Genomic DNA, 25,637 nt, shown 5'->3' with positions numbered 1-25,637 from the left:
TTTTCGTTTCTATCCTTTGTAGCTTGCTTTTTGTATGCATTACATTTTTTTCACTCATTTTATGATAAATTCCTAATTTCATTTTCTATTATCAAAGCCCCCAGCCATCAGCGACTATGAGATTTGTTCCTGTCATAAACTTGCTCTCATCGCTGAGTAAAAAGGCTATTGTTCCGCTGATATCTTTTGCTTCAAGCATGCCCTTACTTGCACAGCAGTTTCTGTAGGCATTTAAAAAGCTTGCAGGCTGATTATCAAGTATGCCTCCACTTGAGAGCGTATTTACGCGTATGTTGGTATTAAACAATTCTTTTGCGAGCCATACCCCAAGGTGGTTAATGCCAGCTTTTATGACGCTGTATTCTAAGGAACTTTGCATATTTGTATTTTTATAATTTTCAAATTTAGGTGCATATATACCCATGATGGAGCTAAGATTGATGATATTGCCCCAGCCTTGTTTTTTAAAAAATTTTACAAATTCTTGAGCTGCAAGCATAAAACCGCCCAAATGCAAATTCAAGCTCTCGCAAATTTGCTCATACTCAAGTTCATAATAAGGCGTTTTGCCCCAGCCCTTGCCCATAGGATAGCTTGTATTGACAAAGCCATCTATCTTGCCAAAATGATTATTTGCTTTAGTTATAGCCTCATTTAGGCTTTGTTTGCTGGTAATATCAAGTTTTACGCTTAGAATTTTTGTCTTTAAGGTGGAATTTTTAGCTAAATTTTGCTCCAACTTGCTTAAGTTTTCTTCATTTATATCAGCTAAAATAACACTAGCATTGCACTCTAAAAGAAGCTTTTCGCAAAGTGCCAAGCCTATACGCCCACATGCTCCAGCAACGAAAATCACTTTTTCATTAAGCATTAAAATTCCTCTTGTTTGAGTTTTTTACTTTTGATTAAAAACTCAACTATTTTAAAATCAAATTCACTATCTACATCAAAAGCACTTTCTTCATTCATCACATATAAAGCAGTTTTTGTTCCAAAAACACTATCACTTTCAAGCAATCTTTGTCTTTGAAAAATATAAATGCTCGCATTCATATCATAGCATTTTGGAGCATCTTGCCTTGTGGTTGAGGCGTAAGTTTTTGCTGTATTAATGGCATTGTTTTCTTTAATTTCTATGAGATTAAAATAAGGATTGCGTCTTGCAGGAACTGCTGTGATGAGGTTTTCTTTTCCGCTTTGCTTAAAAAATTCATAGGCTTTTTTTATATCTTCGCTCTTTCTTAAAGGTGCGCTTGCGTCAAGATCAATTAAAGTATCAAAAGTGGTGTTAAAATGTGCCTCACTTTGAAGCAAGGCATCACGCATAACAGGCACTTTAGCTGCTTTATCGCTTGCAAGTTCAGCTCTTCTTTTAAAAAAAACCTCGCCTCCATATTTTAGGGCAACTTCAGCTATATCATCACTATCTGTGCTAATGACTATATGCTTAAAAAGCCCTGAATTTTTAGCTTGTATAATGCTATAGGCTATAAGCTCAAGTCCTTCTATCTTTTTAATATTTTTATTTTTAAGCCCCTTACTTCCACCTCTTGCACAAATGGTGCAAAGTATATTTTCATTCATTTTTTGCCTTTGATATGAGTTTTAAAAGTTTTTTTGCTTCTTTTAAAGAACATAGCCTTTTATCTTTTTTAAATACTGCTTTATGCAAGTTTTCAAGTGTTTTTATGGTATTATCTTGTGTTTTGATTAAGGTGCAGTTTTGTTTTGTGTCATAAATTTTTATAAAGTTTCCATTTAAATTAACTTCAAAGCTTTTTGAGGGCGCGCTAATTTGTATCACTCTTTGGTTGAATTTGCTAAAATAATCAAGCTGTATATGAATTACAGGGCATTTTTTAGAATTTAGAGCCAAAAAAGCAAAATCATCGCTATTTATTTCAAGCTCTGAAATTTGCTTGCTTTGAGCAAAGTTAAGTTTGAGCTTATCAAAGAAAAATAAAGCTAAATCAAGCTCATGAGAAAGATCAAGCATAACCCCGCCGCCAAGTTCTTTTTTTGCACTATAATTTTGCCTATAATCAACTTTTCTCCAAGAAGGCAAGTAAGAATGGCACACAAAGCTTGTAAAATAAGGCGTTTGTCCCTTTTGAATTTCTTCTTCTAAAAGCTCTTTTAAACGCATAATGCTTTGATTAAAACGAAGCAAATAGGCGATAAATATTTCATTTTTACCACTTGGAGTAAATTTTTTATAGCTTTCAAATAAAGGTTTTTCTACCAGTATGATTTTATCTTGCACTTTTTTATCAAGAAAATGAAGAGTGTTAAAATGTGCTGTGGTGATATTGGCTATGATAAAAAGCTTGTATTCATTTAAATTTGCTTCTTTGAGGTTTTTATAAATGTGAATTTGTTCAAGCAGGGCAGGATTTTTAAGCTCTTTAAATTCGGTTTTTAAGTGTGATAAATGAGCAGATTTTGAGACTATATCAACACTTAAATTTTGGTTATTAAGGGCTAAAAAATGCTTTTTTCCTATACTTCCAAAGCCGATGATTAAAACCTTTTTAGGCGTTAAACTCATCATTTGCCCTTTGGTATTCATCAAATCTTCCTATATCTATCCAATAATCTTTGAGTTCATAGCTAGCAAGTTTTTTTTGCTCTTTTAAAAGTATAGTAAATAAATCAGGCATATCCAAATACTCATTTTGCTTTAAAAAGCCTAAAACTTCAGGTTCTAAAACATAAATTCCAGCACTGACTAAAAACTCAAAACTAGGCTTTTCTTCTATGCTAAGAATTTGTTCCTCATCACAATTTACCACCCCATAAGGCACTTGATAGCTAAATTTTCTTACGCACATGCTAGCATACGCTTCTTTTCTTTTGTGCTGTTTTAAAATAGCGTTAAAATCAAGTTCGGCTAAAATGTCTCCATTCATCACAAAAAAGCTTTCATTCAGCAAATTTTTATCAAGCAAAGACAAAGCCCCAGCTGTGCCAAGCCTTTTTTGTTCGTGTATATACTCTATATTTATGCCAAATTCGCTTCCATTTTTAAAATACGCTTCAATCATCTCGCTTTTATAATTCACACAAAAGATAAAATTACAAAAACCTTGTTTGACAAAGCGTTCAACTATGGTTTGTAAAATTGGCTTTGAGCCAACTTTAAGCAAAGGTTTTGGTGTATCATTTGTAAGCGGAGCTAAGCGAGTGCCAAGTCCGCCAAGCATTAAAACGACTTTATTGCTTCGCTTTTTGGTTTCGAGCATTTTTGCAACGCTTAAGATTTTTATAACCTTGCCATCCTTATCAAGCACAGGAAAATCATAAATATCATATCTTGAAGCAAGGGCAAAAATTTCATCATTACTTGTTTTTGAAGTGATAGTTTTAGGGTTTTGAGTATAAATGCTTGCTATGCTTGAGTTTAAATCATAGCCATCAAGCAAGGCTTTTCGCAAATCCGCATCAGTGATAACTCCGATGAGCTTGTCCTCATCATTCATCACTAAAGCTATCCTCGCTCTTTCTTTGCCAAGAATTTTTAAGGCTTCTTTACCGCTAGAATTTGCTTTAAGTTTAAGAGTGTTTAAATTCATCTATCCTCATTTTAAATCAATAAATTTTTTTTGTAAAATTGTGCTTAAATCGACTTTTTTTAATACTTCTTTAATAATTTTGCTTGCGTTTTTATTTTTATAAGGGTTTTTAAGATTTTTTAATTTTGCTTTGAAAATCTCGCTTTCAAGCATTTTAAAGGCTTTTTTAAGCTCACACATAGGCGTATCGATAATATTTGCTGTTCTTAGACGTCCTTTTTGACGATCACCTATGTTAATGCAAGGACTTTTAAAAAATACAGTCTCACTAATGCCACTTGATGAGTTGCCTACAACAGCCTTTGCAATTTTCATAAGGCTTAGGTATTTTTGTGAGCCAAGATTATCAAAAAGCCTTGCTTTATGAGCGTTTTTTTCGCAGTAAAGTTCTAAGTTTTTATTGATAAAAAGTCCCATTTCATCAGCATTTGCCTTAGTAAAAATAAGGCTTGCATTTTTGAGTGTATCTAAAAAGCCAAGTAAAATTTTAAGCTCTTTTTCTAAATTTTCAAGTTTTAGGGTGGTTGGATGATAAGTGATAAGATAGATATTTTCATCAAAATGAAAATCAAGCTCTTTTTCAAGCTCTTTTTTGCTTAAAAGTTTTAAATTTAAAATAAGCTCACCAGCTAAAGAGCCTACATTAAAGACTTTTGAAGGTTCTTCGCCAAGTTGTTCTACTCGCTTTTTATAAAGGGCTGTGCTTACAAAATGAAGATGAGCCATTTTGGTAATGGCATGGCGTATGCTATCATCAAATGCCCCTAAAGTAAGCTCTCCACCGCATAAATGAGCCAAAGGTATATGCATAAGTAAGCAAGTGCTAGCAACTGCAAGCATTTCATAGCGATCGCCTAAGATAAGGGCGATGTCTGGCTTTAGTTCAGCTAAAGCCTCACTCAAAGAGATAAAACCCAAGCCCATAGCCTTGCAAAGTGCTATTTTATCATCATTTGCTAGTAGAATTTGAATTTTTTTAGCTATTTGAAATTCCTGTTCTATTGCTTTATAAGTAAATCCTTGATTTTCGCTTAAATGTGCGCCAGTTAAGATAAGCTGAAGTTCTAAGTTTTCATCAGCTTGTATTTGCTTACAAAGCCTAGAGAGTAAATACCACTCCGCCCTTGTTGCTGAAATCACACAAATTTTTCTTTTGTTAGTTGCTGGCTTTAAAGGGCTTGTTTTCATTCTTGTATCAATTCATCTTTTTCATAATCTTTATTTGCTTTGCGTCCTATGAACTCATCATAACGCATAGCGCTTATACCATTTGCTGGGCGTTTGGTGCTTAAATTTAGCTCATTAAAAAGTTCGCCTTTTTTAATTCTTGTCTTTGCAACAAGGCTTTTTCTAGCAATACTTAAATTTTCTTTTTCGCTAGGACTGATTTTTTTAATCCCATCTCCTAAGGCAAGCTCGCATTCTCTAATGGCTTGTATCATGGCTTTTAGTTCCTTTGGCTCAAGGCTAGCCTTATGATCTGGTCCAGCTAAGTTTTTATCAAGGGTAAAATGCTTTTCTATGATAGTTGCACCCAAAGCCACTGCAGCTATGGCACAGCTTATGCCAAGGCTGTGATCTGAAAGTCCTATTTTGTGTTTAGCAAAGGTTTTTTGTAAGCTTTTTATGGCATTTAAATTCATATCCTTAAAAGGAGTTGGATAGGCTGTATTAGCGTGTAAAATGCTGATATCTTCAGCTTTTGTGCCATGCTGTATCAAAATATTTAAGGCGTTTTGAATTTCGCTCATATCGCTCATTCCCGTGCTTAAAATCACTTTTTTATCTAAATTCGCTATGGCTTTAAGCAGAGGTAAATTGGTGATCTCTCCACTTGGGATTTTAAAAATATCCAGTCCAAGTTCATTTAAAAGAGCAATGCTTGGCAGATCAAAAGGGGTAGAAAGAAAGGCAATGCCACATTTCTTGCAATGCTTTATAAGCTCTAAATGAGCCTTTTTATCAAGTTCAAGCTTTTTAATCATCTCAAATTGACTTTCATTTTTATCAAGGGTATTTTCAAGTTGATAGCTTGCTTTTGGAGCGTTTAAGCTTACCACTTCTTCAGTTTTAAAGCTTTGAAATTTCACAAAATCAGCCCCAGCCTCACAAGCTATTTCAATAAGCTTTTTTGCCATGTTTAAATCCCCATTATGATTTACCCCAGCTTCAGCAATAATGAGCGTTTTTTGCATATTTACCTTTCGTTTTAAAATATAATTGTAACTAAATTTAAAGCAAAATGCAAAAAATGCCCTTGAAATTTAGTATTGCTCTTTTATGTCTATTAAAGATAAAATGATTTGCACTACCTTCAAAGTCATAAAAATTTATTTGAGAAAAATTCTCACGAGCTAGATAATAAAGGCTTTGATGAGTTAAAATCAAATTCATTTTTTTCCTTTAAACCAATGGGTTTTTGAGCTTAAACTCGCCATATTCATTTTGATAAAACAAGTCTTTATTATAGTGTTTTTCTAAAATTTGATAAAATTCATTTTTGCTATAGCCCACAAAGGCACAAAAATCCTCTACGACCTTATTATCAAGCTTATGATCTTTTTCATTTACAAGTTTTACAGCTTCTTCTCTGCTTAAAAGTTTGTATCGTATCAAACGAGAAGCATAATCACTTGCTCCAGCGTGTCCAAATTTAGGATATTTAAGCCAAGCGTGTAGTATATAAGCTATACTATCAACTTGATCAAAGGTTTCTATACAATGGCTTCTATCCCATTCACCTTGCAAATCACTAAAACCCCTTTTTTTCGCAAAAATATAATTTTGATAAGAATTCCATTTGACAAAATAGCTCAGATATATAGGCTCAAGCTTTTCTAAATCAGCCTTATTTTTATTTGGATCAAAGAAAAGTTGCAAATTTTGCTCTTTAATATCCTCATCTAAAAACTCATGAATGTCTAAATCACTTGCCACTCCATTTAAAAAAATGCCTTTTGCACTAGGGGTTTCAACGCTGTCTGTGCCACCATACTCATAGCTTACATTTTCTCCATATACTAAAAGAGGGGTGTTAAACTTAGCTGCCATTGCAAAAGGATAGCTATAAATTAAGCGATCTATAAACCAAGTTGGTTTGCCGTATTTTTCAAAGGTTTTTCGCATAATCTTTTTTTGAGTAAAAATATCTGGCTTTAAACTAATAATATGGCATTTAAACTCCTCGCTTAAGTTGCGTAAGTTTTTCTTGCCAGCTTCTGTCATGGTAAAATTATCTTCAACGCTAAAAAGCACAGGATTCATACCAAGTTTTTCCTTCATGGTATACACTTGAAAATGACTATCTTTGCCCCCACTTACTGCTATAGCACAATCATATTCAAAGTTCCCATTTCTATGTCTGTGTTTATCACATAAACTTTCTAGCTCTTTAAATCTAGCCTTAAAATCAATCTTATCTTTTTTAGCATGATTTACACAAGCTGAACAAATGTAATGCCCCCCCCCCGTCTAGTGTAAATTCAATGCCTGGACGAGTATTTGGCATCACACACTTTGAGCAGTATTGTATTTGCATTTTTTCTCCTTTTTAAAATATATTTATAGATCGACAAAAAGCACCAATCACTTGATATGTTTTGCAAATTGCATAAATTCTTGATAATACTTCCAAGAACTTACTATATCAGCCCTGTTTTGCTTGATATGAGTAAGATTGTTTTGTAAAATATAAAATAGTTTTTTACTCAAAGTCTTGTTTTCAAAAAGATAGTTTAAAACGTCTTTTTCTTTATAAAGTTTGTTTTGTTCAGTGTTTATACGCTCTTTTAAAGCCCCTAAAAAGTCTTGTAAATAACTTTTTGTTTGTTTTAAAATCGCACTTTCTTTAAGCACAAGTTCTAGCTCATCTTGAGCTAGATATAAAAGCATATTTTCAAAAGGTAAAGCTTCTTTGTCTAAAAGCTCATCACAATGCTTTAAATAAGGGTGAATTTGATGGGTGCTTAAGATGATTTTGATAATTTTGCCCGCTTTGTTTTTTAAAGGAAGTTCTAAGAAAAGGGGAAAATAAGTAATGAGCTTACCATTAATCTGCCCTTTAAAAAGTGTCTTATCTTTTTTTGGCTCTAAAAAATGAAAGCTTAAAGCCAGTTTGCTTAAGCTATCAAAAGCTTTATCAGGCATAATTTCACTCATATCCATATAAAAGATTTTATGATTTTTTAAAATTTTTACAAAAAAATCTTGACAAAAAATAAGCTCATTGATCCACCTATCTAAAGAGTGTAAATTTGGAGCTTGTCCTAGCACTTTTTTATGTTTAAGAGCATTTGAAGCAAAACCGTTGATATAGTATTTTTTGATATTTAAGATAGAGCTAAAATCTTCATCAAGCCTTAAAACTCGCTTTGCTCCACCACTACTTGGGTGGTTTATCCCAGTTTTTAGCATAGAGATAGGATCGCGTATCAAAGATAAAACAGGAACTTCTTTTTTTACTCTTGCAAGAAAATCAGCTCTTTGTTTTAAATTTAAGTTCCAATGCTCTACATAGCTTATGATTTTATATGAAGCTGGACTTTGAAGTGTTTTGAAATGTTCAAAATAAAGTCCCTTAGCACTTCTTCTTAAACTCTCATCACATAAAGTGATATGGCAAGCTTGCAAAAATTTCACCAAAGCAGATGAACCACAAAGCCCAGTAGCAATGAGTATAAAATGATAATTTAAAGGCAGAGGAATGTTTTTAGCCCATAAAAAATCTTTAAGGCTTTCTTGCTTGAAAAGTTTTGAGTTTATTAGTGTTTGAATGTGCATTTAAATTTCTTGTATTGTTAGTAAAAAGTCTTTGATTTTGGTTTTATTTTTCCTGCCAAGTATGCCAAGCTCAAGGGCTTTTTTAAAACTTTTTGGATAATAAAAGCTCAAATCTTGCTCATGTAAATTCAAACAAATTTGATCACAAATTGCAACGCCTATAATATCAATTATGCCTAAAATATCGCGCTTTTCATAAAGTTTTTCATAGACTAGCTCACATTCTTGCAAGCTATAATCAAGCTTTTCTATCATCTTAAAAAAGTTTGAAATTTCATTAAATAAAAGCAAATTTGCTAAATTTCCTCTATTTCCCTTAGCTTTTATAAAACAAAAATCAAGCTCCTTTAAGTCTTGTATCAAAGTTAAAGCTTCATTTTTAGGATCATAAAGCTCAATGAGTTTTAAATATATGGGATTGAAAAAATGAAGCAAACCGCAATTTAAATCCTTGCTTGAAAAAGAGCTTGAATTTGAAAATATAGCCCTTTGATGAGAGTTTTGAAATTCTTTTATACACTCTTTTTTAAGCTCTAAATTTTCAGCCAAGCATTCTATACAAAGTGCTTCAGGTAAGCTTTTAATACTAGTATAAAAGCAAAAACTGCCCTTTTGCATAGGCTTTAAGTTAAGCTTTTTACTAAGGACTTTAGCTTGAAATTCAAGCTCTTTAAGCTTTGTTTTGCGAGTATAAATGCAAACTTCAAAGCCAAGATTATAAAACAAAGCACTAATTTGTGTTCCCATAATGCCACAACCTAAAATATTAAGCCTTTTCATTTTGATTTTACCTTTAAAGTTCTTAAGCTAAATATGAGCTGATCATCTTTATATGATTTTGAAAGCATAACACCTGCGCTTAAAACGCAGTTATTTCCAAGTTTAGCGTTAGGTAATAAACTTGCACGAGTTCCTAAAAAGCAGTTTTTGCCTGTTTTGGCTCTTCCATTTAGGGTAGCATAAGGACAAAGTATAGAGTTTTCACCTACCACACAATCATGAGCTACTGAAGCGTAGATATTTAAGAGGACAAAGTCTTGAAGTTTTGCACCAGCATTAAGCATGGTATGAGGACAAAGCACCACACCCTCGCCAAACAAAGCATCTTTTGCGATGATAGCACTTGGATGAATAAAGCTAAAAAAGCTTGCTCCTCTAGCTTTAAGTTTAGCAATGATGCTAGCTCTTAGCTCAACTTGTCCTATACCAAGTAAAAAACTTGCTTCTTTAAAAAAGCTTTGATCAAGGCTTTCTTCATCGCCTAAATAAGAAAGACCATAAAATTCGCTTCTTTGCTTGTCTATATAGCCTAAAATTTTATGATTTGTGCTTTGAAGGTATTGATAAAGCTCTTTAGCAAAGCCACCTGATCCAACTAAGATAAGCTTATTCATGAACACTTCCTTTTTTCACGAGGGAGATACTTTAGAATGAAGCTTAAGGAATTCAGCACCCCCCCCCCATTATCAAATTTAAGAGAGTTTGTTTTGTATTGGATATTTTGTTGTGGTGAAGCTTTAAGCCTATGACCTATTTTTATTTGTCCTTCAAAATGAAAAGCTGTGATCTTAAGCACGCTATCTTTAGTTTTTACTAAAAAATGATCTTTTTCAAGCCCTACAACTGCTCCTTCTATGCCTTTGTAATGGGGTGCTTTAATGAGTTTGCTTTTAAAAATTGTGATGATTTTATCCTCGATAAAAGCCTTTGCTCCTAAATCTAAGGCATTTAAAGCACGGATAAAATTAAAACATTCTCTTGAGCTTTGATGAAAATCTATAAATTCATCGCCCTTTATGCGAGCTGGGCAGTAAAAGCCGATTTTGCCTTGTTTTTTTGCCCTAACTGCACCTTTAACAAAAAGCTTTAAAGCTTCAAAAAGCACATTTGCACACTCTCTATGAGCTTTTTTAAGCAGGCTTGAATAATCATCTTTATCGCTTATTGTAAAGCATTTTTGCAAAATAATATCGCCTGTATCAATGCCTAAATCCACAAAATGGACACTTATACCAAATTCTTTTTCATCATTGATTAAAACCCAGTTTAATATATTTTTGCCCCTGTAAAAAGGCAGTTTTCCAGCATGACAATTAATAATTTTATTTTTAAAATAATCTAATAAATCAGCCTTAAAAATTTGATCAAAACTCATTGAAACAAGTAAATTTGGCTTAAAAGTTAAAATTTCCTTGATGAAGTTTTCATCGTTGATATTTTTGACAATGAAAATTGGGATTTTGTGTTTTTTGGCAAGTTTGATTAAATTTAAATCTGGATTTTTATACCGCAAGACTATGAATTTTATACTCATATCTTGATGTGAAATGATCTTTAAAAAGCAATTATACGCCCATTTGCCATCTGCAAAATAGCCTATATTAAGCTGCATTTTTACTCCTTTTAAGAGGAGTAAAAATTATGAATTTATAAAGCCCCCCCCCCACGTGTTAGATTTTTGCCCGCAAAAAATACACTTTGTTCTGCTAAATTTTGAGTATGTTTAAGCATCGAATTTGATCCTACAAAGCTTTTTTGAGCCACTTTGCACTCTCCATTTACCACAGCAGCTGTTGAAATATGACAAAAATCCTCCACCACTGCATCATGCTCTATCAAGGCTTTGGTATTGATAATACAAGCTTTTCCTATCTTGGCATTTGTGTTGATTAAAGCTTGATGCATGATGATACTTGCTTCATTTGAGATAAAAGCATGTTTTGAAACATAAGCAAGAGGAGAGATGATAGTAGGCAAGCAAAAGCCTATGCTTTTTAAGCGTTTAAAAAGCTTCACTCTAAGATCAGGGCTTTTGATCTGCCCTATACCCAAAAAAGCAAATTTGCAAGTCTTAAAAAGGCGTGGCAAATCATCATCACAACCTAATACTTCATACTCAAATACCTTTTTTATGTTCGCATCATTATCTACAAAGCCAAGAATTTCAAATTTGCCTTCTTTTTCAATCACATCAACGCAAGATTTAGCATGTCCTCCAGCACCTATGATGAGTAGTTTTTCTTTCATTTTTTCTTGTCCTAAAAAAGCTCGCTATTAATATAAGTAAGTACTAAGATATTATTTGCTTTTGATAAATTAACAGCAAATTGGGCTTGATATGACATTTATATTTACCTTTTAGTTTATATTTCTTGTATTTTGGTTCTAAAACTGCACCACTTAGTAATTTTTTTATGAATTCTAAGCTTAATTTTTTATATTGCTTATTTTGAACTTGCATACATACTTCTAAAAAGCTTAATTATAACACAAATTTTTCTTTATTTCGTTTTAATTAATGACTTTTAGTCTTTTAAACGCACACTACTTGGAAGATTGACTATTCTTGAAATGAATTTAAGCGTGTTTTTAAGCTCGTCTCTTTGGCAGTTTTTATACATTTTAAGGCTATGTAAGCCCTGCCAAGCTGGACGCAAATAAATCTTTTCTTTATGGGCTTGTTCTATAAAAGCTGTTCTTGTGTTTTCATCTTTTGCGATGAGAGTATTGAGCCAAAAATTGCTTTTTTCATCTTTGCTCTCATCAACGAAACTAAAATTTTTATTATCCTTAAAAAAAGCTTTATACTGCTTTGCTAGGCTTCTTTTGTTTTCCACAAACTCACCTAGTTTTTCAAGTTGGGCTAAAAGTAAGGCTGCGTTGATATTACAAAGGCGGTAATTATAGCCTACTTTATCGTGTTTATATTCATAAGCATGAGCAATTTTAGCTGTGGTGCTTAAATGCCTTGCTTTTAAGGCTAGCTTTTCATCATCGCTCAAAAGCACGCCCCCACAACCTCCTGTGATGATTTTATTGCCATTAAAGCTATAAATTCCAGCCTTAGCAAAAGTGCCTAAGGCTTTGTTTTTGTAAAGTGAACCTACAGCTTCAGCTGCATCTTCTATCAAGGCTATGTGAAAGTCCTCACAAATTTGCTTTAATTCAATTATCTTTGCACTCAAGCCAAAGCTATGCATGACTATGCAAGCTTTTATGCGTTTTTTGGTGCTTTTATTAAAGCATTTTTTATCTTTGATAAAGGCGGTTTTTTTTAAAAATGCCCTTAAAGCTTTAGGACTTAAGCTTAAACTTTTTTCATCAATGTCTATAAAAATAGGCTTTGCTCCTGTGTAAGCTATGGCATTTGCAGTAGCTACAAAGCTTAGACTTTGAGTGATAACCTCGTGATTTGCTTTTACTCCATTTACTAAAAGGGCTATATGAAGGGCAGAGGTGCCACTATTCATAGCTACAACGAATTTGCTTTTTGTTTTTTGGGCTAAAGTTTTTTCAAATTTATTTACAAACTCGCCCACACTTGAGACAAAGCCACTTTTTAAGCATTCATTAAGATAATTTTGCTCATTGCCTATAAATCTTGGCTCATGCAAAGGAATTTGCTCTTGAGGTGCAAAAAGGCTTTTAATAAAGTTAAGTTCAGTTTTAAACATTGTAAATTCCAGCCTTGTAAAGCTTTAAATTCTCTTCTTTTTCAAACCATTTGATAGTTTGTTCTAAACCTTGTTTGAGATCAAATTTGCTCTTCCAAGAGCTTATTTTTTGAAGTTTTGAGCTATCGCTTATAAGTCTAAAAACCTCACTATTTTTAGGACGCAATCTTTGTGTGTCTTGAGTAACATTAAGTTTTGTTCCTAAAAGTTCTTGGATAGTATCAAGCACTTCTTGCATGGAGTGTTCAACTCCGCTTCCTATGTTAAATACCTCGCCAAAGCTTGAAAGTTCAAGCAAGCTTGCAAAACCCTCGCAAGTATCAAGCACAAAATTTAAATCCCTTGTTGGACTTAAATCCCCAAGTTTAAGTTCCTTAGCCCCACTTAAAATTTGAATGATAATGCTAGGAATGATAGCCCTTGCACTTTGACGCGGTCCATAAGCATTAAAAGGGCGGGCGATAATAATAGGCATTTCAAAGCTATTATAATAACTAAGAGCCAACATATCAGCTGCGATTTTACTTGCTGAATAAGGGCTTTGAGGCTGTAAGGGGTGCTTTTCATCTATGGGGCTGTAAAGGGCTGTGCCATAAACCTCACTTGTTGAGGTGTGTATAAAATGTGCTATTTTAGCCTTTTTGGCTGCTTCAAGCATATTAAGCGTGCCTATTATATTGGTATCCACATAAGATTTTGGTGCTTCATAAGAATAAGGAATAGCAATTAAAGCTCCAAGATGAAACACAGCGTCCATATCTTGAGTGATCTTTTCGCAAAAAAAGCTATCCCTTAAATCTCCGCTGATAATCTCAAGTTCATCTTTACAAGGCAAATGCTCTAAATGCCCCCAAAAATTAAAAGAATTATACTGGCTTAAAGCCCTTATCTTATGCCCTTTAGCGTGCAAGCATTCGCATAAATGAGAGCCTATAAAGCCATCAGCTCCAGTGATGAGAATTTTTTTCATTTTTGCCCTTATTGTGATTTGTTTTTTAGGTTTTTAAGACAGCTTACTTTTGATACAAGCCCTATAAATTCTTTTTTATAGATATTATTGCTGACTTGCTTGTCGCTTAATATCTTTAAAATTGTATCAAAGTTTGCACTACTTTTGTATTCTGAATTTTGCAAAATCATCGCAAAAGCTGCCACTGCAGTAGCAAAACGCGTAATCAATTCTAAAAGCTCATCTTGACTTGTCATGCTTATATTAAATCCTCATCAATCGCGAGTATTATGCGGTTTATTCCGCCTGCGATAAAATGCTTTTTGGCTAGTTCATAGGCTTTTTCAAGTCCATCACTACCATAAGTTGCTCCGCTTGTTTTTTTTGTAAATATCGTATCAAAATCTTTCTTAGCTTAAACTTATTTTACACTTTTAATTTGTTTTGTCTCCTAAATCAATTTACCCTATTCGCTTCACTTCCTCATCGCAAGCCTTAGTAAAAATTTCTACATAGCTTCTGTTTGTTTTCTCATTTTGCAAGTATTCTTTCATGGTTAAAAGATAGATTTTATAGTCTTCATCGCTTAAATTTGCTTTTATAAGCTCGTATTTTAGGAAAAGCATGTAGGTGTTTAAAGTGTCGCTTTCGCAGTATTCGTGGATTTGTTCGAGTTTGTTTTCGTGGTAGAGTTCATAGACTTGATCGCCACTTACATCATATTTGCCGGGTAAATTTGCCATTACACATAGCGTATCAAGCTTTAAGCCTCTTGCATTAAAGCCGCCTAAACTTTCAAAAAGATCACAATGCTTGCTCTCGCTGTATCTGCTTTTATAATTATCCCATTTATTGCTGAGTGTATCAAGGTAGGTGCTGGCTTTGATATTGTATTTTAAGGCACGCAAGACAAGCAAGGGCATGTCAAAGTTTTTGCCATTAAAGCTCACTAAGCGAGGCTCACATTTGTCAATGAAGCTAAAAAAATTATAAATCATTTCTTTTTCATTTTCGCCTTCGATTTTATTGACTTTTATAAAGTTACCAAACTCATCAGCAATCACCGCACAAATACTCACTATTTTATGAAAGGGCAGAGCTAAAAACTCGCTTCCACTTGTTTCAAGACTTTTTGCAAGCCCTTGCTTGCATACACTTAAATCATCACCCTCAAAACCATAAATTTTACGCAAAAGCTCGGTATCAGGCACACTTTCACAATCAAACACACAGATATAATTTTGATTTTTCATCGTTTTAAACCCTTTATAAAAAAAAATTTGTTACAATCTTAGCTAAAAATTCTAAAGAAAAGAAATGAAAATAGCTATAGTTAAACTCTCTGCACTTGGAGACATTATCCATTCAAGTATAGTTTTGCAATTTATCAGAAAAATTCGCCCCGATATAGAGCTTGATTGGTTTGTTGATGCGAGGTTTTTTCATATCTTGCAAGATCATCCTTTAATCGATAAAGTCTATGCCTTGCCTTTAAAAGATAGAAAAATTCTTAAAATTCTTAAAATGCTTTTTCGTTTAAGAAAGAAAAAATACGATCTTGTTATTGACTTGCAAGGGCTTTTAAAATCAGCTATTTTATCACGCATACTTTCGCCAAATGTCTTTGGTTATGATAAAGATAGTATTAAAGAAAGTATAGCAGCAAATTTTTATAATCAAAAATTTTTCATCTCTTATAATGAAAATATCATCATTCGCAATCTCGCTCTTGTATCTTTTGTCTTTAATGAAAGCTTTGAACTTGAAGATATCTTGCATAAGAAAGATTGTTTTACCCCAAAAACAGAGCTGAAAGAAAAGCTTAGAGAGGAGTTTAAGCTTGATGAAAATGAAAAAAATATACTCATTCATGTAGGCTCAAGCATAGAAAATAAAATTTACCCAAAAGAACGTTTTGCTTTGCTTTGCAATATGCTTGCTTTGCGTTTTGAAAAGACAAAAATTCTTTTGTGCTGGGGAAATGCCAAAGAAAGAGAATTTGCCCAAGATATCATCGCTCACACAAGCTCAACCCAAGTTAGACTCTTAAGAAAACTTCATTTGCAAGAGCTTATCGCTATGACAAAGCTCAGTGATTTAATCATCGGCAATGATAGTGGTCCTACGCATCTAGCCTTTGCGATGAATAAGCCTTCTATTACTATCTTTGGAGCAACCCCAAGTCAAAGAAATACGTATCAAACAGCGATAAACAAGGTTATTGATAGTGGTAAAAAAATCACGGATGCAAGGCACATAGACAAGAGTGATTTTTGTATCAAATATATCGATGAAGAAAAGATTTTTGAACTTGCAGTAGAGCTTTTGTAATGAAGATTGATTATGTGTATTTAGCTACATTTTATCTCTTGCGTTTTTTGGTGTTTGTGTTGCCAAATTTTGCCTTAAATGTTCTTGCAAATGTGGTGGCTAAAATTGTTTTTAAGCTCAATCGCAAACACAGAAAAATCATTGATACAAACTTAAGCCTTTGTTTTCCAGAACTTAGTCAAGCTCAAAGAGCTGAGCTAGCTTTGAAAATTTACATAAATTTTGCTCATTTTGGTATAGATTTTTTTAGAAATCAAAACATTAACCCAAAAAACTTAGAAAAAAAAGTGAGTTTTGAGAATGAAGAAGAGTTTTCTCAATTTGTGCAAGACAACAGAGCTATCGTTTTTGTAACGGCTCATTTTGGGAATTGGGAACTTTTGCCTCTAGCTTTTGCGAATAAATATAAAGCCATTTCTATAGTAGGAAGAAGGCTTGATAGCGAACTTATGGATAAATTTTTGGTAAAGAACCGAACCCAGTTTGATGTTGAGCTTATCGATAAAAAGGGTGGGCTAAGAAAAATGCTTTTAGCTCTTAGAAACAAAAGAGCTTTAGGAATTTTAACCGATCAAGATGCGAGTGATAATGAAAGTATGGTACTCGAGTTTTTTGGAAAAAAAGTCAATTGGCTTTTGGGGGCGAGCGTGATCGCCAAAAAAAGTGAAGCCTTGCTTATACCAGCTTTTATTTATAAAACTTCGAGCAATTCTTATGCTATAAGAGCATTTAAGGCAATGGACGCTAAAGAGCATTCAAGCGAGGAGCTTACCCACTATCAAGCAAAGTGTTGTGAAGAGATGATTAGATTTAAACCAGATGAGTATTTTTTCTTTCACAAACGCTTCAAACGCTTTTATAGCGTAGCTTATGAGTCTTAATCAAGAGTTGAAGTGCAGTGCGATCATGTCGCTTCTAAATTTATATTTGAGCAACAATATAGACATTTTTTCTCCTTATCTTGCGAATTTAAAATTTATTGTGAAGCTTGAGCCATTCTAAAGCTATACGCACAGCATTTGTAGCTGCTCCAACGCGGATTTGATCGGCTACGCACCAAAGGTGCAAGACATTTTCGCGATTTAAGTCTTTGCGAATGCGTCCTACATAGGTTTCATTTGTATCGCTGGTAAAAAGTGGCATAGGGTATTTTTTCTTTTTGATATCATCAATAAGTTTGATATTTGGGGCTTTTTCAAGGATTTTTTTAGCCTTTTTGACATCTACAGCCTTTTTAAAGTGCAGTGTTAAAGCTTCACTATGGCTTCTAAGCACTGGCACACGCACGCAAGTGGCTGAAAGCTCAAATTTTTTATGTAAAATTTTTTGGCTTTCTTTGATCATTTTGAGTTCTTCTTTGGTGTAGCCATTTTCTTCGTTAAACACGTCAATTTGTGGGATTAAATTTAAAGCTAAGGTATAAGGAAAAGTTTCAGCCTTAAACTCGTCAAGCTTAAACTCAAAAAAACTTTGCATACCACGTACAAGCTCTTCCATACCCTCTTTACCAGCCCCACTTGCAGCTTGATAAGTCGCTACATCAACTCTTTGTAAGTCAAAAGCCTCATCTAAGGGCTTAAGCACATGCATCATTTGTATGGTTGAGCAGTTTGGATTAGCAATAATACCGGTTTTTTTACATAGCTTTATATCTTCAGGATTTACTTCAGGCACAACCAAGGGCACATCTTCATTCATTCTAAAATGACTTGTATTATCAATGACTATAGCACCAGCTTTTACAGCAAATTGAGCGTATTTTTCACTGACGCTTCCTCCGGCACTAAAAAAAGCTATATCTACAGGATTTTGATCAAAAACTTTTTCGTTAAGTTCTAAGACTTTATAAGTTTTGCCTTGAAATTCAATTTCACTGCCAGCACTTCTTGCACTCGCTAAAAGCAAAATGCTCTCAACCGGAAAATCAAGCTCATCAAGCACATTTAAAAGCTCTTCGCCAACTGCTCCAGTAGCTCCTACTATAGCTATTTTTGCTTTCACCATCTATCCTTTTAAGTCGTATTTTTTCATCTTTTCCTTGAGGTTTTTTTCGCTCATTTCAAGGCTTAAGGCAGCTTTACTTATATCAAAATTTTCAGCTAATAAAACTTCTTTGATGAGCTCTTTTTCTAAATTTTTAAGCTCTTTTTTGCTTCTGCTTTCTAAAAACAAATCCTCAACTGAAATTTGATCACCCTCGCTTAAAATGCACGCTCTTTGCACTATAGAGATAAGTTCTCTTATATTACCCGGAAAATCATACTCTAGCAAGGCATTTTGAGCTTCTTGGCTCAAATTTTTACTTTCAAGTTCATATTCGCTGCAAGTATCTTGTATGACTTGTTTGGTTATGCCTAGAATTTCATCTTTTCGCTCTCTTAAAGGCGGTATGTAAATTGGGATGGTGTTTAAGCGGTAGTATAAATCAGCTCTAAAATTGTTATTTTTGATCTTTTCTTCTATGTTTGCGTTTGTGGCTGATATTATTCTGACATTGATTTTAAGGCTTTTGGTGCTTCCTAATCTAGTGATTTCTTTCTCTTGCAGGGCTCTTAAAAGCTTGGCTTGAATTTCAAAAGGCATTTCACCTATCTCATCTAAAAAAAGCGTGCCTTCATTAGCCAACTCGAAAAGTCCTATTTTTGTGGCATTTGCGTCTGTAAAAGCTCCTTTTTCAAAGCCAAAAAGCTCGCTTTCGATGAGGTTGCTAGGAATGGCTGCCATATTAATAGCTACAAAAGGCTTTGAAGCTCGTTTTGAGTTTTGATGAATGAAATTTGCAAACAATTCTTTTCCAACGCCACTTTCGCCAACAAGTAAAACACTAGCGTCTGTTTTAGCAGCCTTTAAACTTAAATTTAAAGTTTTTTCAAGGGCTTGAGAGCTTGCAAAAAAGCCTTGTTTTTCATCTTTGTCTTTGCTTTTTTTCTCGTTTGTTTTAGTTTTTTCACGTATGATTTTTGCTCTTTTAATGGCTGTGATGAGAGTGCTTACATCAAAAGGCTTAGTTAAAAAGTCTTTCACGCCAAGTCGCACAGCTTCTATGGCTTTGTTTAAGGTTGCGTTACCTGTGATGATGATGAAATCGTATTTATTATCACAAGCCTTGATAAACTCAAGTCCATCAATGCCGGGCATGTTAATATCAGTGATGATTAAGTCAGTGTTTGAGTCAAGTTTTTTAAGGGCTTCTGTGGCTGATTTGTAGGTTTTGATATGAAATTCCTCAAACTCACTTAAAGCGATTTCAAGGGATTTTCTCATATTTATATCATCTTCAACTATGACTAAATTCATCTTTTTTCCTTAAAACTAGCCTTTATTTTCACATATCTTTCTTTTTGCTAGCCCCATTTGCTCATAGGCATCGATTTCTTTTTTATAGCTTGAATAACGTTTGGCAAGCTCTCTATTTAAAAAAGAAATGTTTTTAGCTGTGGAGTTTGGGTGCATAGCTACAGTAGTAACAAAGTCAAGTTTTTTTTTCGCATCAGAGCTTAAATTTTCACCACTTTTAAAAGGGAGTTTTTGGGTATTGATAAAGATCAAGATCAGCTCGTGAAGCTCACTAGAGCTTAAATTTGGATTAGAAAGATTTGAAAGCATTTGTTCAAGGTTTAAAGCTTTAGGGCTTGTTTTGCTTGCTGTGGTGCTTGTTTTTAGATTTTTTTTATTCATCATTACAAGCACGACGATTACAAACACTATGATAAGCATAACAAAAACGATGATAAAACCAAGTAGCCCTGAATTCATATTTTTCTTTCTAAATTTATAGTTTTTTTGTCATTTTTCTTTTTGGATAGGCTATTATAGCCAAAATTATCATAAATAAGAAAGAAAAATACACACAACTTGGAATTTTTGCCGCCTCACCTGCTGCGTAAGAGTGCAAGCCTACTAAAAAATAATTCACTCCAAAATAAGTCATAATAATGCTCCAATACGCAAACATTGAACTAAGAGCAAAATTAAACTGATTGCAAAGGTTTGGTATAAGTCTTATATGAAGCACGCTTGCATACACTAAAATACTAATTAAAGCCCAAGTTTCTTTGCTATCCCAGCTCCAATACCTGCCCCAGCTTTCATTCGCCCAAATGGCTCCTAAGAAATTCCCAGCTGTGAGCAAACAAAGTCCCAAAATCATCGCCATTTCATTGATACGTGTAGCTTCTGTGATATTTCTTTGTATATTTGCATTATATTTGCCATCTTTTTTTAAGAAAAGCATTAAAACTAGCACGAAAATTCCAAGTAAGCAACAAAGCCCTAAAAATCCATAGCTAGCTGTAATTACAGAAACATGTATGGTGAGCCAATAGCTATTCAAAACAGGGACTAAATTTGTGATTTGTGGATCCATTTCGCTAAGATGAGCCACCCATAGCACAAGTCCTGCTAAAATGGAAGTTAAAGCAAGGGCAATAGGACTTTTTCTTGAAAAGTAAATTCCACTTAAAGCTAAAGCCCAAGAGATATAAACCATACTTTCATAAGCATTACTCCAAGGAGCGTGATCGGCTAGATACGCTCTTAAGCAAAGCCCTGCGGTGTGGATTAAAAAGGCTATGATATTAAGCATATATACAAGCTTAAAGATGAGTGAAATTTTAAGACTTGGCTTTATCATTTTAGCTAGAATCAACACTAGCAAAAAGATACCAGCAAGTAGATACACAGGCGTAAGCTTGGCAAAAATTTGACTTTTATTCATGAAAAGCTCAACTTTAATCTTACTCTGGCTTGGCATAATTTCGCTAGCGTATTTGTATTGGTAATTTTTAATACCCTCAAGTGCCTTATCTGCCTCGCTATAATCACCACTTTTCACAGCTTCACCCAAACTTGCAAAATAATAATACAAAGGCGCTATACCCTCTTGTCTTTCTTTTTCATCTTTTAAATTTAAAAGTTCAAAGATAGTCAGCCAAGTGTGATTTTTATCATTTTGCTTTGGAATCATTCTAAAAAGCTCGCCACTAAGTGCTAAAAAGACTATATTTACCCTTTCATCAAGTTTGATAATCTCTTTATCAAATACCCCTCTTGCGTTAGGATTTTTGCGATTTGCGTTTTCGACATATTTTGTAAGAATATATTGTCTTTTTTGATTGAAAAAGTCTTCAAAGGCAAGGTAAGGTTTGCTTTTAACGCCTAAAATTCGAGCAATTTCATCGCGTATAGCTTTGTTTTTTGGCATGATGATGAATTCTTCTTTGCCCCAAATTTCTTGTTTATCTAAAAACATAGATAAAACTACAGCATCGCTACTTAAGCCCTTATAGCTAGTGTCTTTATATACTTTTTCTAAAATTTCACTTGAAAGTGTGTTTAAAGGCACCATCCTGCCATTAAATTTTTGCACAATTAAGGAGCCAAATTTTTGGCTATGCTCTGGGTTTATCTTGCTTAAGTTTTCTAATTCTTCAGCCTTTAAACTTGGACTTAAAAAACACAGGCTAAGCAGTAAAATTAAGGCTGAATTTTTTAAAGCATCTTGATTAATAAGGCGTGCTAGGGTTCTAAAGCGTGATTTTGGATTAAAGATATTTAAAAACATACCGATAAAAAGTAGGGTATAGCCAACATAAGTTGTAAGCTTGCCCGGGTCTTGATTGACCGAAAGTATAGTGCCTTTTTCATCTTGATCGTATGAACTTTGATAAAAGCGGTAGCCTTTGTAATCTAAGACATTATTCATAAAGATATTAAACTCAAATTTATTGTCCTCATCATCAATTTCAACAAGACTTTCATAAGACTTTGGCGACATAGAGCCAGCATAGCGATCAAGTTTGAAGTCCTTAAGAAAAAGTGAAAAGCCCAAATCCTCAGTATAAGGGTTAAAGCCTACAAAAAAGGCTTTTGAGCCAAGATCAACACGCACAGGTTTAGCATTTTCAAAGACAAAAAAGCTAGTTTTTTCGCCCTTGTATTCAAGCTCAAGCTCAAGGGCATTAACAGCACCTGCACTTAGTTCTAAAGGCTGATATTCTTTACTCATCGCAAAGTCCTTAAATGCCAGCAAGCTTGATGTACTCCAGTTTTGTGGCTCACCAAAGAAGCTGATTAAAAGAGTGCGTGCAAATTCCGCCCAAATTCCCTTAAACCACAGCCAAAAACTTTCATCTTGAGCTCTATTTACTCCAACTATACTTTGTTTAGCGCTCAAAGACGCATTTTCAATCACAAAATTTAAGTCTTTTAGATCATATAAACGTTTTTGGCTTGAATCTGCTTTTTCGTTTGCCTTTAAAATAGAGCTTTCTCCGCTACTCATACTTAAGAAATTTAAGTTTTGGCTTGAGCTAAGTTTTAAATTTTTATCAACTTTTACAAAAGGGGCTTTTACTTCATCATTTAAAAAAGCAAAATTAATCCCAGCTACATTTTGCACCTCATTTTCTTGAAGAACAAGTTTTTTTACGCCTTCATCTTTGATGTTGATTACCAAAGAAAGCAAAGGCTTACCCTCTTTATCCTCGATGAATTTTTCTTTAGCATCAAGGAGTAAATTTTTATATTTTAAGCTTGCTGTTGAGTCTTCAAGCTTAAGATCAAGTTTGAAATGGTTTGCAAAAGGTAAAGTAGCTATATCTTGAGGTGTTGCTAAGCCTTTGACTTGTCCATTTTCAAGAGTGTAAAATTTGATAAAAGATTTTGAGCTTTCAAAAGTCGAGCTTTTTTCATGTTCTCTAATGTGCATAAGCCCTTCAAAGCCGAAATAACGCGTAAAAATAGAGCCAGCAAGGATAAATAAAAAAGAAAGATGAAAGATCAGTGCAGGTAGTTTTTTAAGCTCGATCATCTTGTAAGCAAAAATCCCAAAGATTAAATTTATACCAAGTAAAAGTTGGATTAAGCCAAACCAAAGTGTGCCATAGATCATCGCCCAAGCTGTTGGAGTGCCATAACTGCTTTCTATAAAAGTTGCCATAGCACAGCTGAATGCAAAAAGCAAAAACAAAATGATGGAGAGTTTTAAATTGCCACAGGCTTTAACTAGATTTTTCATAGCAAAGATTATAACAATTTGAAGTTAATTTGTGTTTATAATCCTAAATATTTTTTGCGAACTTTATCATCGCCAATAAGCTCTTTAGCCACACCTTGCATAGAAATTTCACCATTTTCTAAAACATAAGCATAATCACTGATTTTAAGGGCTGAAAAGGCATTTTGCTCGACTAAAAGTATGGTAATACCTTCTTCTTTAAGCTTAATAATGATCTCAAATACCTCACTGACTATCTTTGGAGCAAGCCCAAGACTTGGTTCATCAAGCATTAAAAGTTTAGGTTCGCTCATTAAAGCTCTTGAAATAGCCAGCATTTGAGCCTCACCTCCGCTTAAATTTCCAGCTAGGCTATTTTTTTTGTTTTTTAATCTTGGAAAAAGCTTATACATTTGTTCTTTTAAATGCTCGTAATTTTCATCATTATTAAAAGCACCGATTTTTAAATTTTCCTCAACGCTTAAGTTAATAAAAACACGTCTTCCTTCTGGCACTAAGGCTATGCCTTTTTGCACCAAAGTATGTGGCAGGTGTCTTTTAGTATCATAGCCTAGAAAATTAATCTCACCTTTTCTTTTTACAAGATTAAGCATAGCGTTTAAGGTTGAAGTTTTTCCAGCTCCATTTGAGCCAATTAGACTGATAATTTGTCCGGTTTTAACTTCAAAACTGATATTTTTCACAGCTTGAATTAAGCCATAATACACGCTTAAATTTTTTACACTTAACACTTCAAGCCTCCAAAACTTCTATATCACCAAGATAAGCAGCTATGACTTCTTTGTTTAAAACAGCTTCTTTGATATTGCCTTCAAAGATGGTTTTACCATAATCAAGCACTAAAACCCTATCACAAAGCTTATTGACAAATTTCATATCATGTTCTATGAGCAAAATGCTAAGCTTATAAGTATCCCTTAGATGAAAGATAAGTTCTGCTAGCTCTTCGCCTTCAGATGAATTCATACCAGCAGCTGGCTCATCAAGTAAAAGCAAATTTGGATTTGTTGCCAAAGCTCTTGCGATTTCTACTTTTCTTTGCTGTCCATAGCTTAGGCTTGTCGCTTTTTCATGAGCAAAATGTTCTAAATTCAGCTCTTTAAGCAAAGCTAGAGCTTTTTCTTTACTTTCTTTTTCAGCCTTTTTAAAACGTCCAAAGTGTAAAAAAGCTTCAAAAATGCTATATTGTATGCTTTTATCAAAACCTATAAGCACATTTTCAAGCACATTCATTGAAGAAAAAAGCCTGATATTTTGAAAGGTTCTTGCTATACCAAGATGAACGATTTGGTGCGGTTTTAAGGGATTTAAAAGCTGATTTTTAAAAAATACTTGTCCTTTGCTTGGCTTATAATTTCCTGTGATGATATTAAAAAGCGTAGTTTTTCCAGCTCCATTTGGACCAATTAAGGCAAAAATTTCGCCCTGTTTAATGCTAAAATTGACATCTTTAATCGCCTCAACTCCACCAAAACTTTTTGAAATTCCTTTAAGTTCAAGTATCATTTGCTTTTCCTTTTAAATTTAAAAAGTTCAAGCAGCTCTTTATCACCCATAATGCCTCTTCTTGCAAAAAGCATGATAAGTATAAGTATGAGTGAATACACAAGCATTCTAAGTCCGGGTAAAGCTTCAGTTTCATAACCAAAGAAATTCATAGGTTCATCTAAAAATCTCAACCACTCTGCCCCACCGATAACTAAAACTGCTCCTATAATCGCTCCACTTGTTGATCCAAGCCCACCTAAAACGATGATGATAAGAAGCTGAAAAGTCAATAAAAAGTCAAATTGTTCTGGGGAAACTGAAGCATAAAAGCACGCTAGCAAAGCTCCGCCTACACCCTCACAAAACGCAGAAGTGCCAAAAGCAAGGCTTTTAATCCAAAAGGTATTAATCCCCATAGCACTTGTAGCATCCTCATCATCTCTTACAGCTTTCATCGCGCGTCCGTATTTTGAATACACCAAATTTAAGATCAAAAGCACAACGACAATAGCCACGCCTCCACTCCACCATAAATTCGTATATCGTGGCAAGTTATTTAAGCCTAAAGAGCCATTTGTAATAGAAGGAAAATTAATCGCTAAAAGCTTGATAATAATACCAAAGCCCAAAGTTACGATAGCAAGATAATCTCCCCTTACCCTAAACACCGCAAAAGAGAGGATAAAAGAAAGTATCAAGGCACAAAGCCCACCCATAAACAAAGCAAAAATAAAGCTTGTCGAGTGTATAGCCAAAACAAAAGAGCTTGGATCTTCTAAAGAAAACTGATCAACTTTTGCTTCTGGACTTAAAAGAATTAAAGCTGCAACATAAGCACCTATAGCAACAAAGCCATTTGGTTCGAGTGAAAACTGCCCAGTGACGCCATTAATGAGGTTGTAACTTACCGCAAGGATAATGAAAATGGCAATTTGATTGATGATATCCATACCATAATCACTAAAATAATACGGTGCTACAGCGATAAATGCAAGGCTAAGAATGATAAAGCTAAGGTGTGAAAAGGTATCTGCTTGTGAATTCAT

Annotated in this window: 26 protein-coding genes and 1 pseudogene; 2 read left to right on the top strand and 25 right to left on the bottom strand. The window is 33.9% G+C overall.

Features of this window, described 5'->3' with window-relative positions; all coding sequences use genetic code 11:
- Positions 1–91: 91 nt before the first annotated feature.
- The 18 genes and pseudogenes from DMB91_RS03420 to DMB91_RS03340 all read right to left on the bottom strand — a co-directional run bounded on the left by DMB91_RS03420 (position 92) and on the right by DMB91_RS03340 (position 15,007).
- The gene (locus DMB91_RS03420; RefSeq protein ID WP_034906594.1) at positions 92–871 is read right to left on the bottom strand and encodes an oxidoreductase; all 780 of its coding nucleotides are present in this window, start codon (positions 869–871) and stop codon (positions 92–94) included.
- A complete protein-coding gene (locus DMB91_RS03415) occupies positions 871–1,584 on the bottom strand; it encodes an acylneuraminate cytidylyltransferase family protein (RefSeq protein ID WP_034906591.1) in 714 nt (237 codons plus the stop codon). The genes DMB91_RS03420 and DMB91_RS03415 overlap by 1 nt, the downstream gene beginning before the upstream one ends.
- The gene (locus DMB91_RS03410) at positions 1,577–2,569 is read right to left on the bottom strand and encodes a gfo/Idh/MocA family oxidoreductase (RefSeq protein WP_269392149.1); all 993 of its coding nucleotides are present in this window, start codon (positions 2,567–2,569) and stop codon (positions 1,577–1,579) included. The genes DMB91_RS03415 and DMB91_RS03410 overlap by 8 nt, the downstream gene beginning before the upstream one ends.
- Positions 2,532–3,572, bottom strand: a complete 1,041-nt coding sequence (locus DMB91_RS03405; protein ID WP_034906586.1) for a nucleotidyltransferase family protein — start codon at positions 3,570–3,572, stop codon at positions 2,532–2,534. The genes DMB91_RS03410 and DMB91_RS03405 overlap by 38 nt, the downstream gene beginning before the upstream one ends.
- A 6-nt stretch (positions 3,573–3,578) precedes the next feature.
- Positions 3,579–4,760, bottom strand: a complete 1,182-nt coding sequence (gene neuC / locus DMB91_RS03400) for a UDP-N-acetylglucosamine 2-epimerase (protein WP_034906584.1) — start codon at positions 4,758–4,760, stop codon at positions 3,579–3,581.
- Entirely contained in the window at positions 4,757–5,767 is a 1,011-nt protein-coding gene (neuB, locus tag DMB91_RS03395; RefSeq protein WP_034906581.1) for an N-acetylneuraminate synthase, read from the bottom strand. Before neuB ends, neuC begins: the two co-directional genes overlap by 4 nt.
- 37 nt (positions 5,768–5,804) lie before the next feature.
- On the bottom strand, positions 5,805–5,966 hold the full coding sequence (locus tag DMB91_RS08820; protein WP_156104146.1) for a hypothetical protein: 162 nt from the start codon (positions 5,964–5,966) through the stop codon (positions 5,805–5,807).
- A 9-nt stretch (positions 5,967–5,975) separates the two neighbouring features.
- Positions 5,976–7,110, bottom strand: a pseudogene (locus DMB91_RS03390) (N-acetyl sugar amidotransferase).
- A gap of 47 nt (positions 7,111–7,157) precedes the next feature.
- Positions 7,158–8,351, bottom strand: coding sequence for a DUF2972 domain-containing protein (locus DMB91_RS03385; RefSeq protein WP_034905779.1), 1,194 nt, complete (start codon positions 8,349–8,351; stop codon positions 7,158–7,160).
- Positions 8,352–9,131, bottom strand: a complete 780-nt coding sequence (locus DMB91_RS03380; protein ID WP_034905781.1) for a 3-hydroxyacyl-CoA dehydrogenase NAD-binding domain-containing protein — start codon at positions 9,129–9,131, stop codon at positions 8,352–8,354.
- Positions 9,128–9,745 carry a NeuD/PglB/VioB family sugar acetyltransferase gene (locus DMB91_RS03375; protein WP_034905783.1) on the bottom strand — a complete coding sequence of 206 codons (618 nt, stop codon included), beginning with the start codon at positions 9,743–9,745 and terminating at the stop codon, positions 9,128–9,130. The genes DMB91_RS03380 and DMB91_RS03375 overlap by 4 nt, the downstream gene beginning before the upstream one ends.
- Entirely contained in the window at positions 9,742–10,743 is a 1,002-nt protein-coding gene (locus DMB91_RS03370) for a methionyl-tRNA formyltransferase (RefSeq protein WP_081946934.1), read from the bottom strand. The genes DMB91_RS03375 and DMB91_RS03370 overlap by 4 nt, the downstream gene beginning before the upstream one ends.
- 35 nt (positions 10,744–10,778) lie before the next feature.
- Positions 10,779–11,378, bottom strand: a complete 600-nt coding sequence (locus tag DMB91_RS03365) for a NeuD/PglB/VioB family sugar acetyltransferase (RefSeq protein ID WP_034905785.1) — start codon at positions 11,376–11,378, stop codon at positions 10,779–10,781.
- 43 nt (positions 11,379–11,421) lie between these two features.
- On the bottom strand, positions 11,422–11,592 hold the full coding sequence (locus DMB91_RS03360) for a type II toxin-antitoxin system mRNA interferase toxin, RelE/StbE family (RefSeq protein ID WP_231549679.1): 171 nt from the start codon (positions 11,590–11,592) through the stop codon (positions 11,422–11,424).
- A 64-nt stretch (positions 11,593–11,656) separates the two neighbouring features.
- The gene (locus DMB91_RS03355) at positions 11,657–12,805 is read right to left on the bottom strand and encodes a LegC family aminotransferase (protein WP_034905787.1); all 1,149 of its coding nucleotides are present in this window, start codon (positions 12,803–12,805) and stop codon (positions 11,657–11,659) included.
- The gene (locus tag DMB91_RS03350) at positions 12,798–13,775 is read right to left on the bottom strand and encodes a GDP-mannose 4,6-dehydratase (RefSeq protein ID WP_034905789.1); all 978 of its coding nucleotides are present in this window, start codon (positions 13,773–13,775) and stop codon (positions 12,798–12,800) included. Before DMB91_RS03350 ends, DMB91_RS03355 begins: the two co-directional genes overlap by 8 nt.
- Positions 13,776–13,783: 8 nt before the next feature.
- Positions 13,784–14,011 (bottom strand): YfbK domain-containing protein, encoded by a 228-nt coding sequence (locus tag DMB91_RS03345; protein ID WP_034905791.1) that lies wholly within the window; start codon positions 14,009–14,011, stop codon positions 13,784–13,786.
- Positions 14,012–14,215: 204 nt separating this feature from the next.
- A complete protein-coding gene (locus tag DMB91_RS03340) occupies positions 14,216–15,007 on the bottom strand; it encodes a 3'-5' exonuclease (RefSeq protein ID WP_034905793.1) in 792 nt (263 codons plus the stop codon).
- 64 nt (positions 15,008–15,071) lie between these two features.
- Here DMB91_RS03340 and waaC point away from each other — a divergent pair, with 64 nt between their 5' ends.
- On the top strand, positions 15,072–16,085 hold the full coding sequence (gene waaC, locus DMB91_RS03335) for a lipopolysaccharide heptosyltransferase I (protein WP_034905795.1): 1,014 nt from the start codon (positions 15,072–15,074) through the stop codon (positions 16,083–16,085).
- Positions 16,085–16,966: a lipid A biosynthesis lauroyl acyltransferase gene (locus DMB91_RS03330; RefSeq protein WP_034905797.1), complete on the top strand. Its 882-nt coding sequence runs from the start codon at positions 16,085–16,087 to the stop codon at positions 16,964–16,966. The genes waaC and DMB91_RS03330 overlap by 1 nt, the downstream gene beginning before the upstream one ends.
- An 88-nt stretch (positions 16,967–17,054) precedes the next feature.
- Here the strand turns inward: DMB91_RS03330 and DMB91_RS03325 are convergent, their stop codons facing one another.
- Genes DMB91_RS03325 through DMB91_RS03295 form a run of 7 tightly spaced genes read right to left on the bottom strand, consistent with a single transcriptional unit; the run spans position 17,055 to position 25,637 of the window.
- On the bottom strand, positions 17,055–18,089 hold the full coding sequence (locus DMB91_RS03325) for an aspartate-semialdehyde dehydrogenase (protein WP_034905799.1): 1,035 nt from the start codon (positions 18,087–18,089) through the stop codon (positions 17,055–17,057).
- Positions 18,090–19,382, bottom strand: coding sequence for a sigma-54-dependent transcriptional regulator (locus DMB91_RS03320; RefSeq protein WP_034905801.1), 1,293 nt, complete (start codon positions 19,380–19,382; stop codon positions 18,090–18,092).
- 15 nt (positions 19,383–19,397) lie between these two features.
- Positions 19,398–19,841, bottom strand: a complete 444-nt coding sequence (locus DMB91_RS03315; RefSeq protein WP_034905803.1) for a hypothetical protein — start codon at positions 19,839–19,841, stop codon at positions 19,398–19,400.
- A 16-nt stretch (positions 19,842–19,857) separates the two neighbouring features.
- On the bottom strand, positions 19,858–23,103 hold the full coding sequence (ccsA, locus tag DMB91_RS03310) for a cytochrome c biogenesis protein CcsA (RefSeq protein ID WP_034905805.1): 3,246 nt from the start codon (positions 23,101–23,103) through the stop codon (positions 19,858–19,860).
- A gap of 35 nt (positions 23,104–23,138) precedes the next feature.
- Positions 23,139–23,834 (bottom strand): ABC transporter ATP-binding protein, encoded by a 696-nt coding sequence (locus DMB91_RS03305; RefSeq protein WP_034905807.1) that lies wholly within the window; start codon positions 23,832–23,834, stop codon positions 23,139–23,141.
- A gap of 1 nt (position 23,835) precedes the next feature.
- Complete coding sequence (locus DMB91_RS03300) at positions 23,836–24,609, bottom strand: ABC transporter ATP-binding protein (RefSeq protein ID WP_034905810.1); 774 nt, start codon at positions 24,607–24,609, stop codon at positions 23,836–23,838.
- Positions 24,606–25,637, bottom strand: a complete 1,032-nt coding sequence (locus DMB91_RS03295; RefSeq protein WP_034905812.1) for a branched-chain amino acid ABC transporter permease — start codon at positions 25,635–25,637, stop codon at positions 24,606–24,608. Before DMB91_RS03295 ends, DMB91_RS03300 begins: the two co-directional genes overlap by 4 nt.

Source organism: Campylobacter sp. MIT 97-5078 (assembly GCF_006864455.1).
In the GTDB taxonomy this organism is placed as follows: Bacteria; Campylobacterota; Campylobacteria; order Campylobacterales; family Campylobacteraceae; genus Campylobacter_D.
Note: the sequence above shows the minus strand (reverse complement) of the source record. Positions and strands in the feature narration are given on the sequence as shown.

Bases quoted from the DNA above. Each gene is read 5' to 3' on its own strand.
- DMB91_RS03420 (WP_034906594.1), bottom strand. From the start codon at position 871: ATGCTTAATGAAAAAGTGATTTTCGTTGCTGGAGCATGTGGGCGTATA.
- DMB91_RS03415 (WP_034906591.1), bottom strand. From the start codon at position 1,584: ATGAATGAAAATATACTTTGCACCATTTGTGCAAGAGGTGGAAGTAAG.
- DMB91_RS03410 (WP_269392149.1), bottom strand. From the start codon at position 2,569: ATGAATACCAAAGGGCAAATGATGAGTTTAACGCCTAAAAAGGTTTTA.
- DMB91_RS03405 (WP_034906586.1), bottom strand. From the start codon at position 3,572: ATGAATTTAAACACTCTTAAACTTAAAGCAAATTCTAGCGGTAAAGAA.
- neuC (WP_034906584.1), bottom strand. From the start codon at position 4,760: ATGAAAACAAGCCCTTTAAAGCCAGCAACTAACAAAAGAAAAATTTGT.
- neuB (WP_034906581.1), bottom strand. From the start codon at position 5,767: ATGCAAAAAACGCTCATTATTGCTGAAGCTGGGGTAAATCATAATGGG.
- DMB91_RS08820 (WP_156104146.1), bottom strand. From the start codon at position 5,966: ATGAATTTGATTTTAACTCATCAAAGCCTTTATTATCTAGCTCGTGAG.
- DMB91_RS03385 (WP_034905779.1), bottom strand. From the start codon at position 8,351: ATGCACATTCAAACACTAATAAACTCAAAACTTTTCAAGCAAGAAAGC.
- DMB91_RS03380 (WP_034905781.1), bottom strand. From the start codon at position 9,131: ATGAAAAGGCTTAATATTTTAGGTTGTGGCATTATGGGAACACAAATT.
- DMB91_RS03375 (WP_034905783.1), bottom strand. From the start codon at position 9,745: ATGAATAAGCTTATCTTAGTTGGATCAGGTGGCTTTGCTAAAGAGCTT.
- DMB91_RS03370 (WP_081946934.1), bottom strand. From the start codon at position 10,743: ATGCAGCTTAATATAGGCTATTTTGCAGATGGCAAATGGGCGTATAAT.
- DMB91_RS03365 (WP_034905785.1), bottom strand. From the start codon at position 11,378: ATGAAAGAAAAACTACTCATCATAGGTGCTGGAGGACATGCTAAATCT.
- DMB91_RS03360 (WP_231549679.1), bottom strand. From the start codon at position 11,592: ATGCAAGTTCAAAATAAGCAATATAAAAAATTAAGCTTAGAATTCATA.
- DMB91_RS03355 (WP_034905787.1), bottom strand. From the start codon at position 12,805: ATGTTTAAAACTGAACTTAACTTTATTAAAAGCCTTTTTGCACCTCAA.
- DMB91_RS03350 (WP_034905789.1), bottom strand. From the start codon at position 13,775: ATGAAAAAAATTCTCATCACTGGAGCTGATGGCTTTATAGGCTCTCAT.
- DMB91_RS03345 (WP_034905791.1), bottom strand. From the start codon at position 14,011: ATGACAAGTCAAGATGAGCTTTTAGAATTGATTACGCGTTTTGCTACT.
- DMB91_RS03340 (WP_034905793.1), bottom strand. From the start codon at position 15,007: ATGAAAAATCAAAATTATATCTGTGTGTTTGATTGTGAAAGTGTGCCT.
- waaC (WP_034905795.1), top strand. From the start codon at position 15,072: ATGAAAATAGCTATAGTTAAACTCTCTGCACTTGGAGACATTATCCAT.
- DMB91_RS03330 (WP_034905797.1), top strand. From the start codon at position 16,085: ATGAAGATTGATTATGTGTATTTAGCTACATTTTATCTCTTGCGTTTT.
- DMB91_RS03325 (WP_034905799.1), bottom strand. From the start codon at position 18,089: ATGGTGAAAGCAAAAATAGCTATAGTAGGAGCTACTGGAGCAGTTGGC.
- DMB91_RS03320 (WP_034905801.1), bottom strand. From the start codon at position 19,382: ATGAATTTAGTCATAGTTGAAGATGATATAAATATGAGAAAATCCCTT.
- DMB91_RS03315 (WP_034905803.1), bottom strand. From the start codon at position 19,841: ATGAATTCAGGGCTACTTGGTTTTATCATCGTTTTTGTTATGCTTATC.
- ccsA (WP_034905805.1), bottom strand. From the start codon at position 23,103: ATGAAAAATCTAGTTAAAGCCTGTGGCAATTTAAAACTCTCCATCATT.
- DMB91_RS03300 (WP_034905810.1), bottom strand. From the start codon at position 24,609: ATGATACTTGAACTTAAAGGAATTTCAAAAAGTTTTGGTGGAGTTGAG.
- DMB91_RS03295 (WP_034905812.1), bottom strand. From the start codon at position 25,637: ATGAATTCACAAGCAGATACCTTTTCACACCTTAGCTTTATCATTCTT.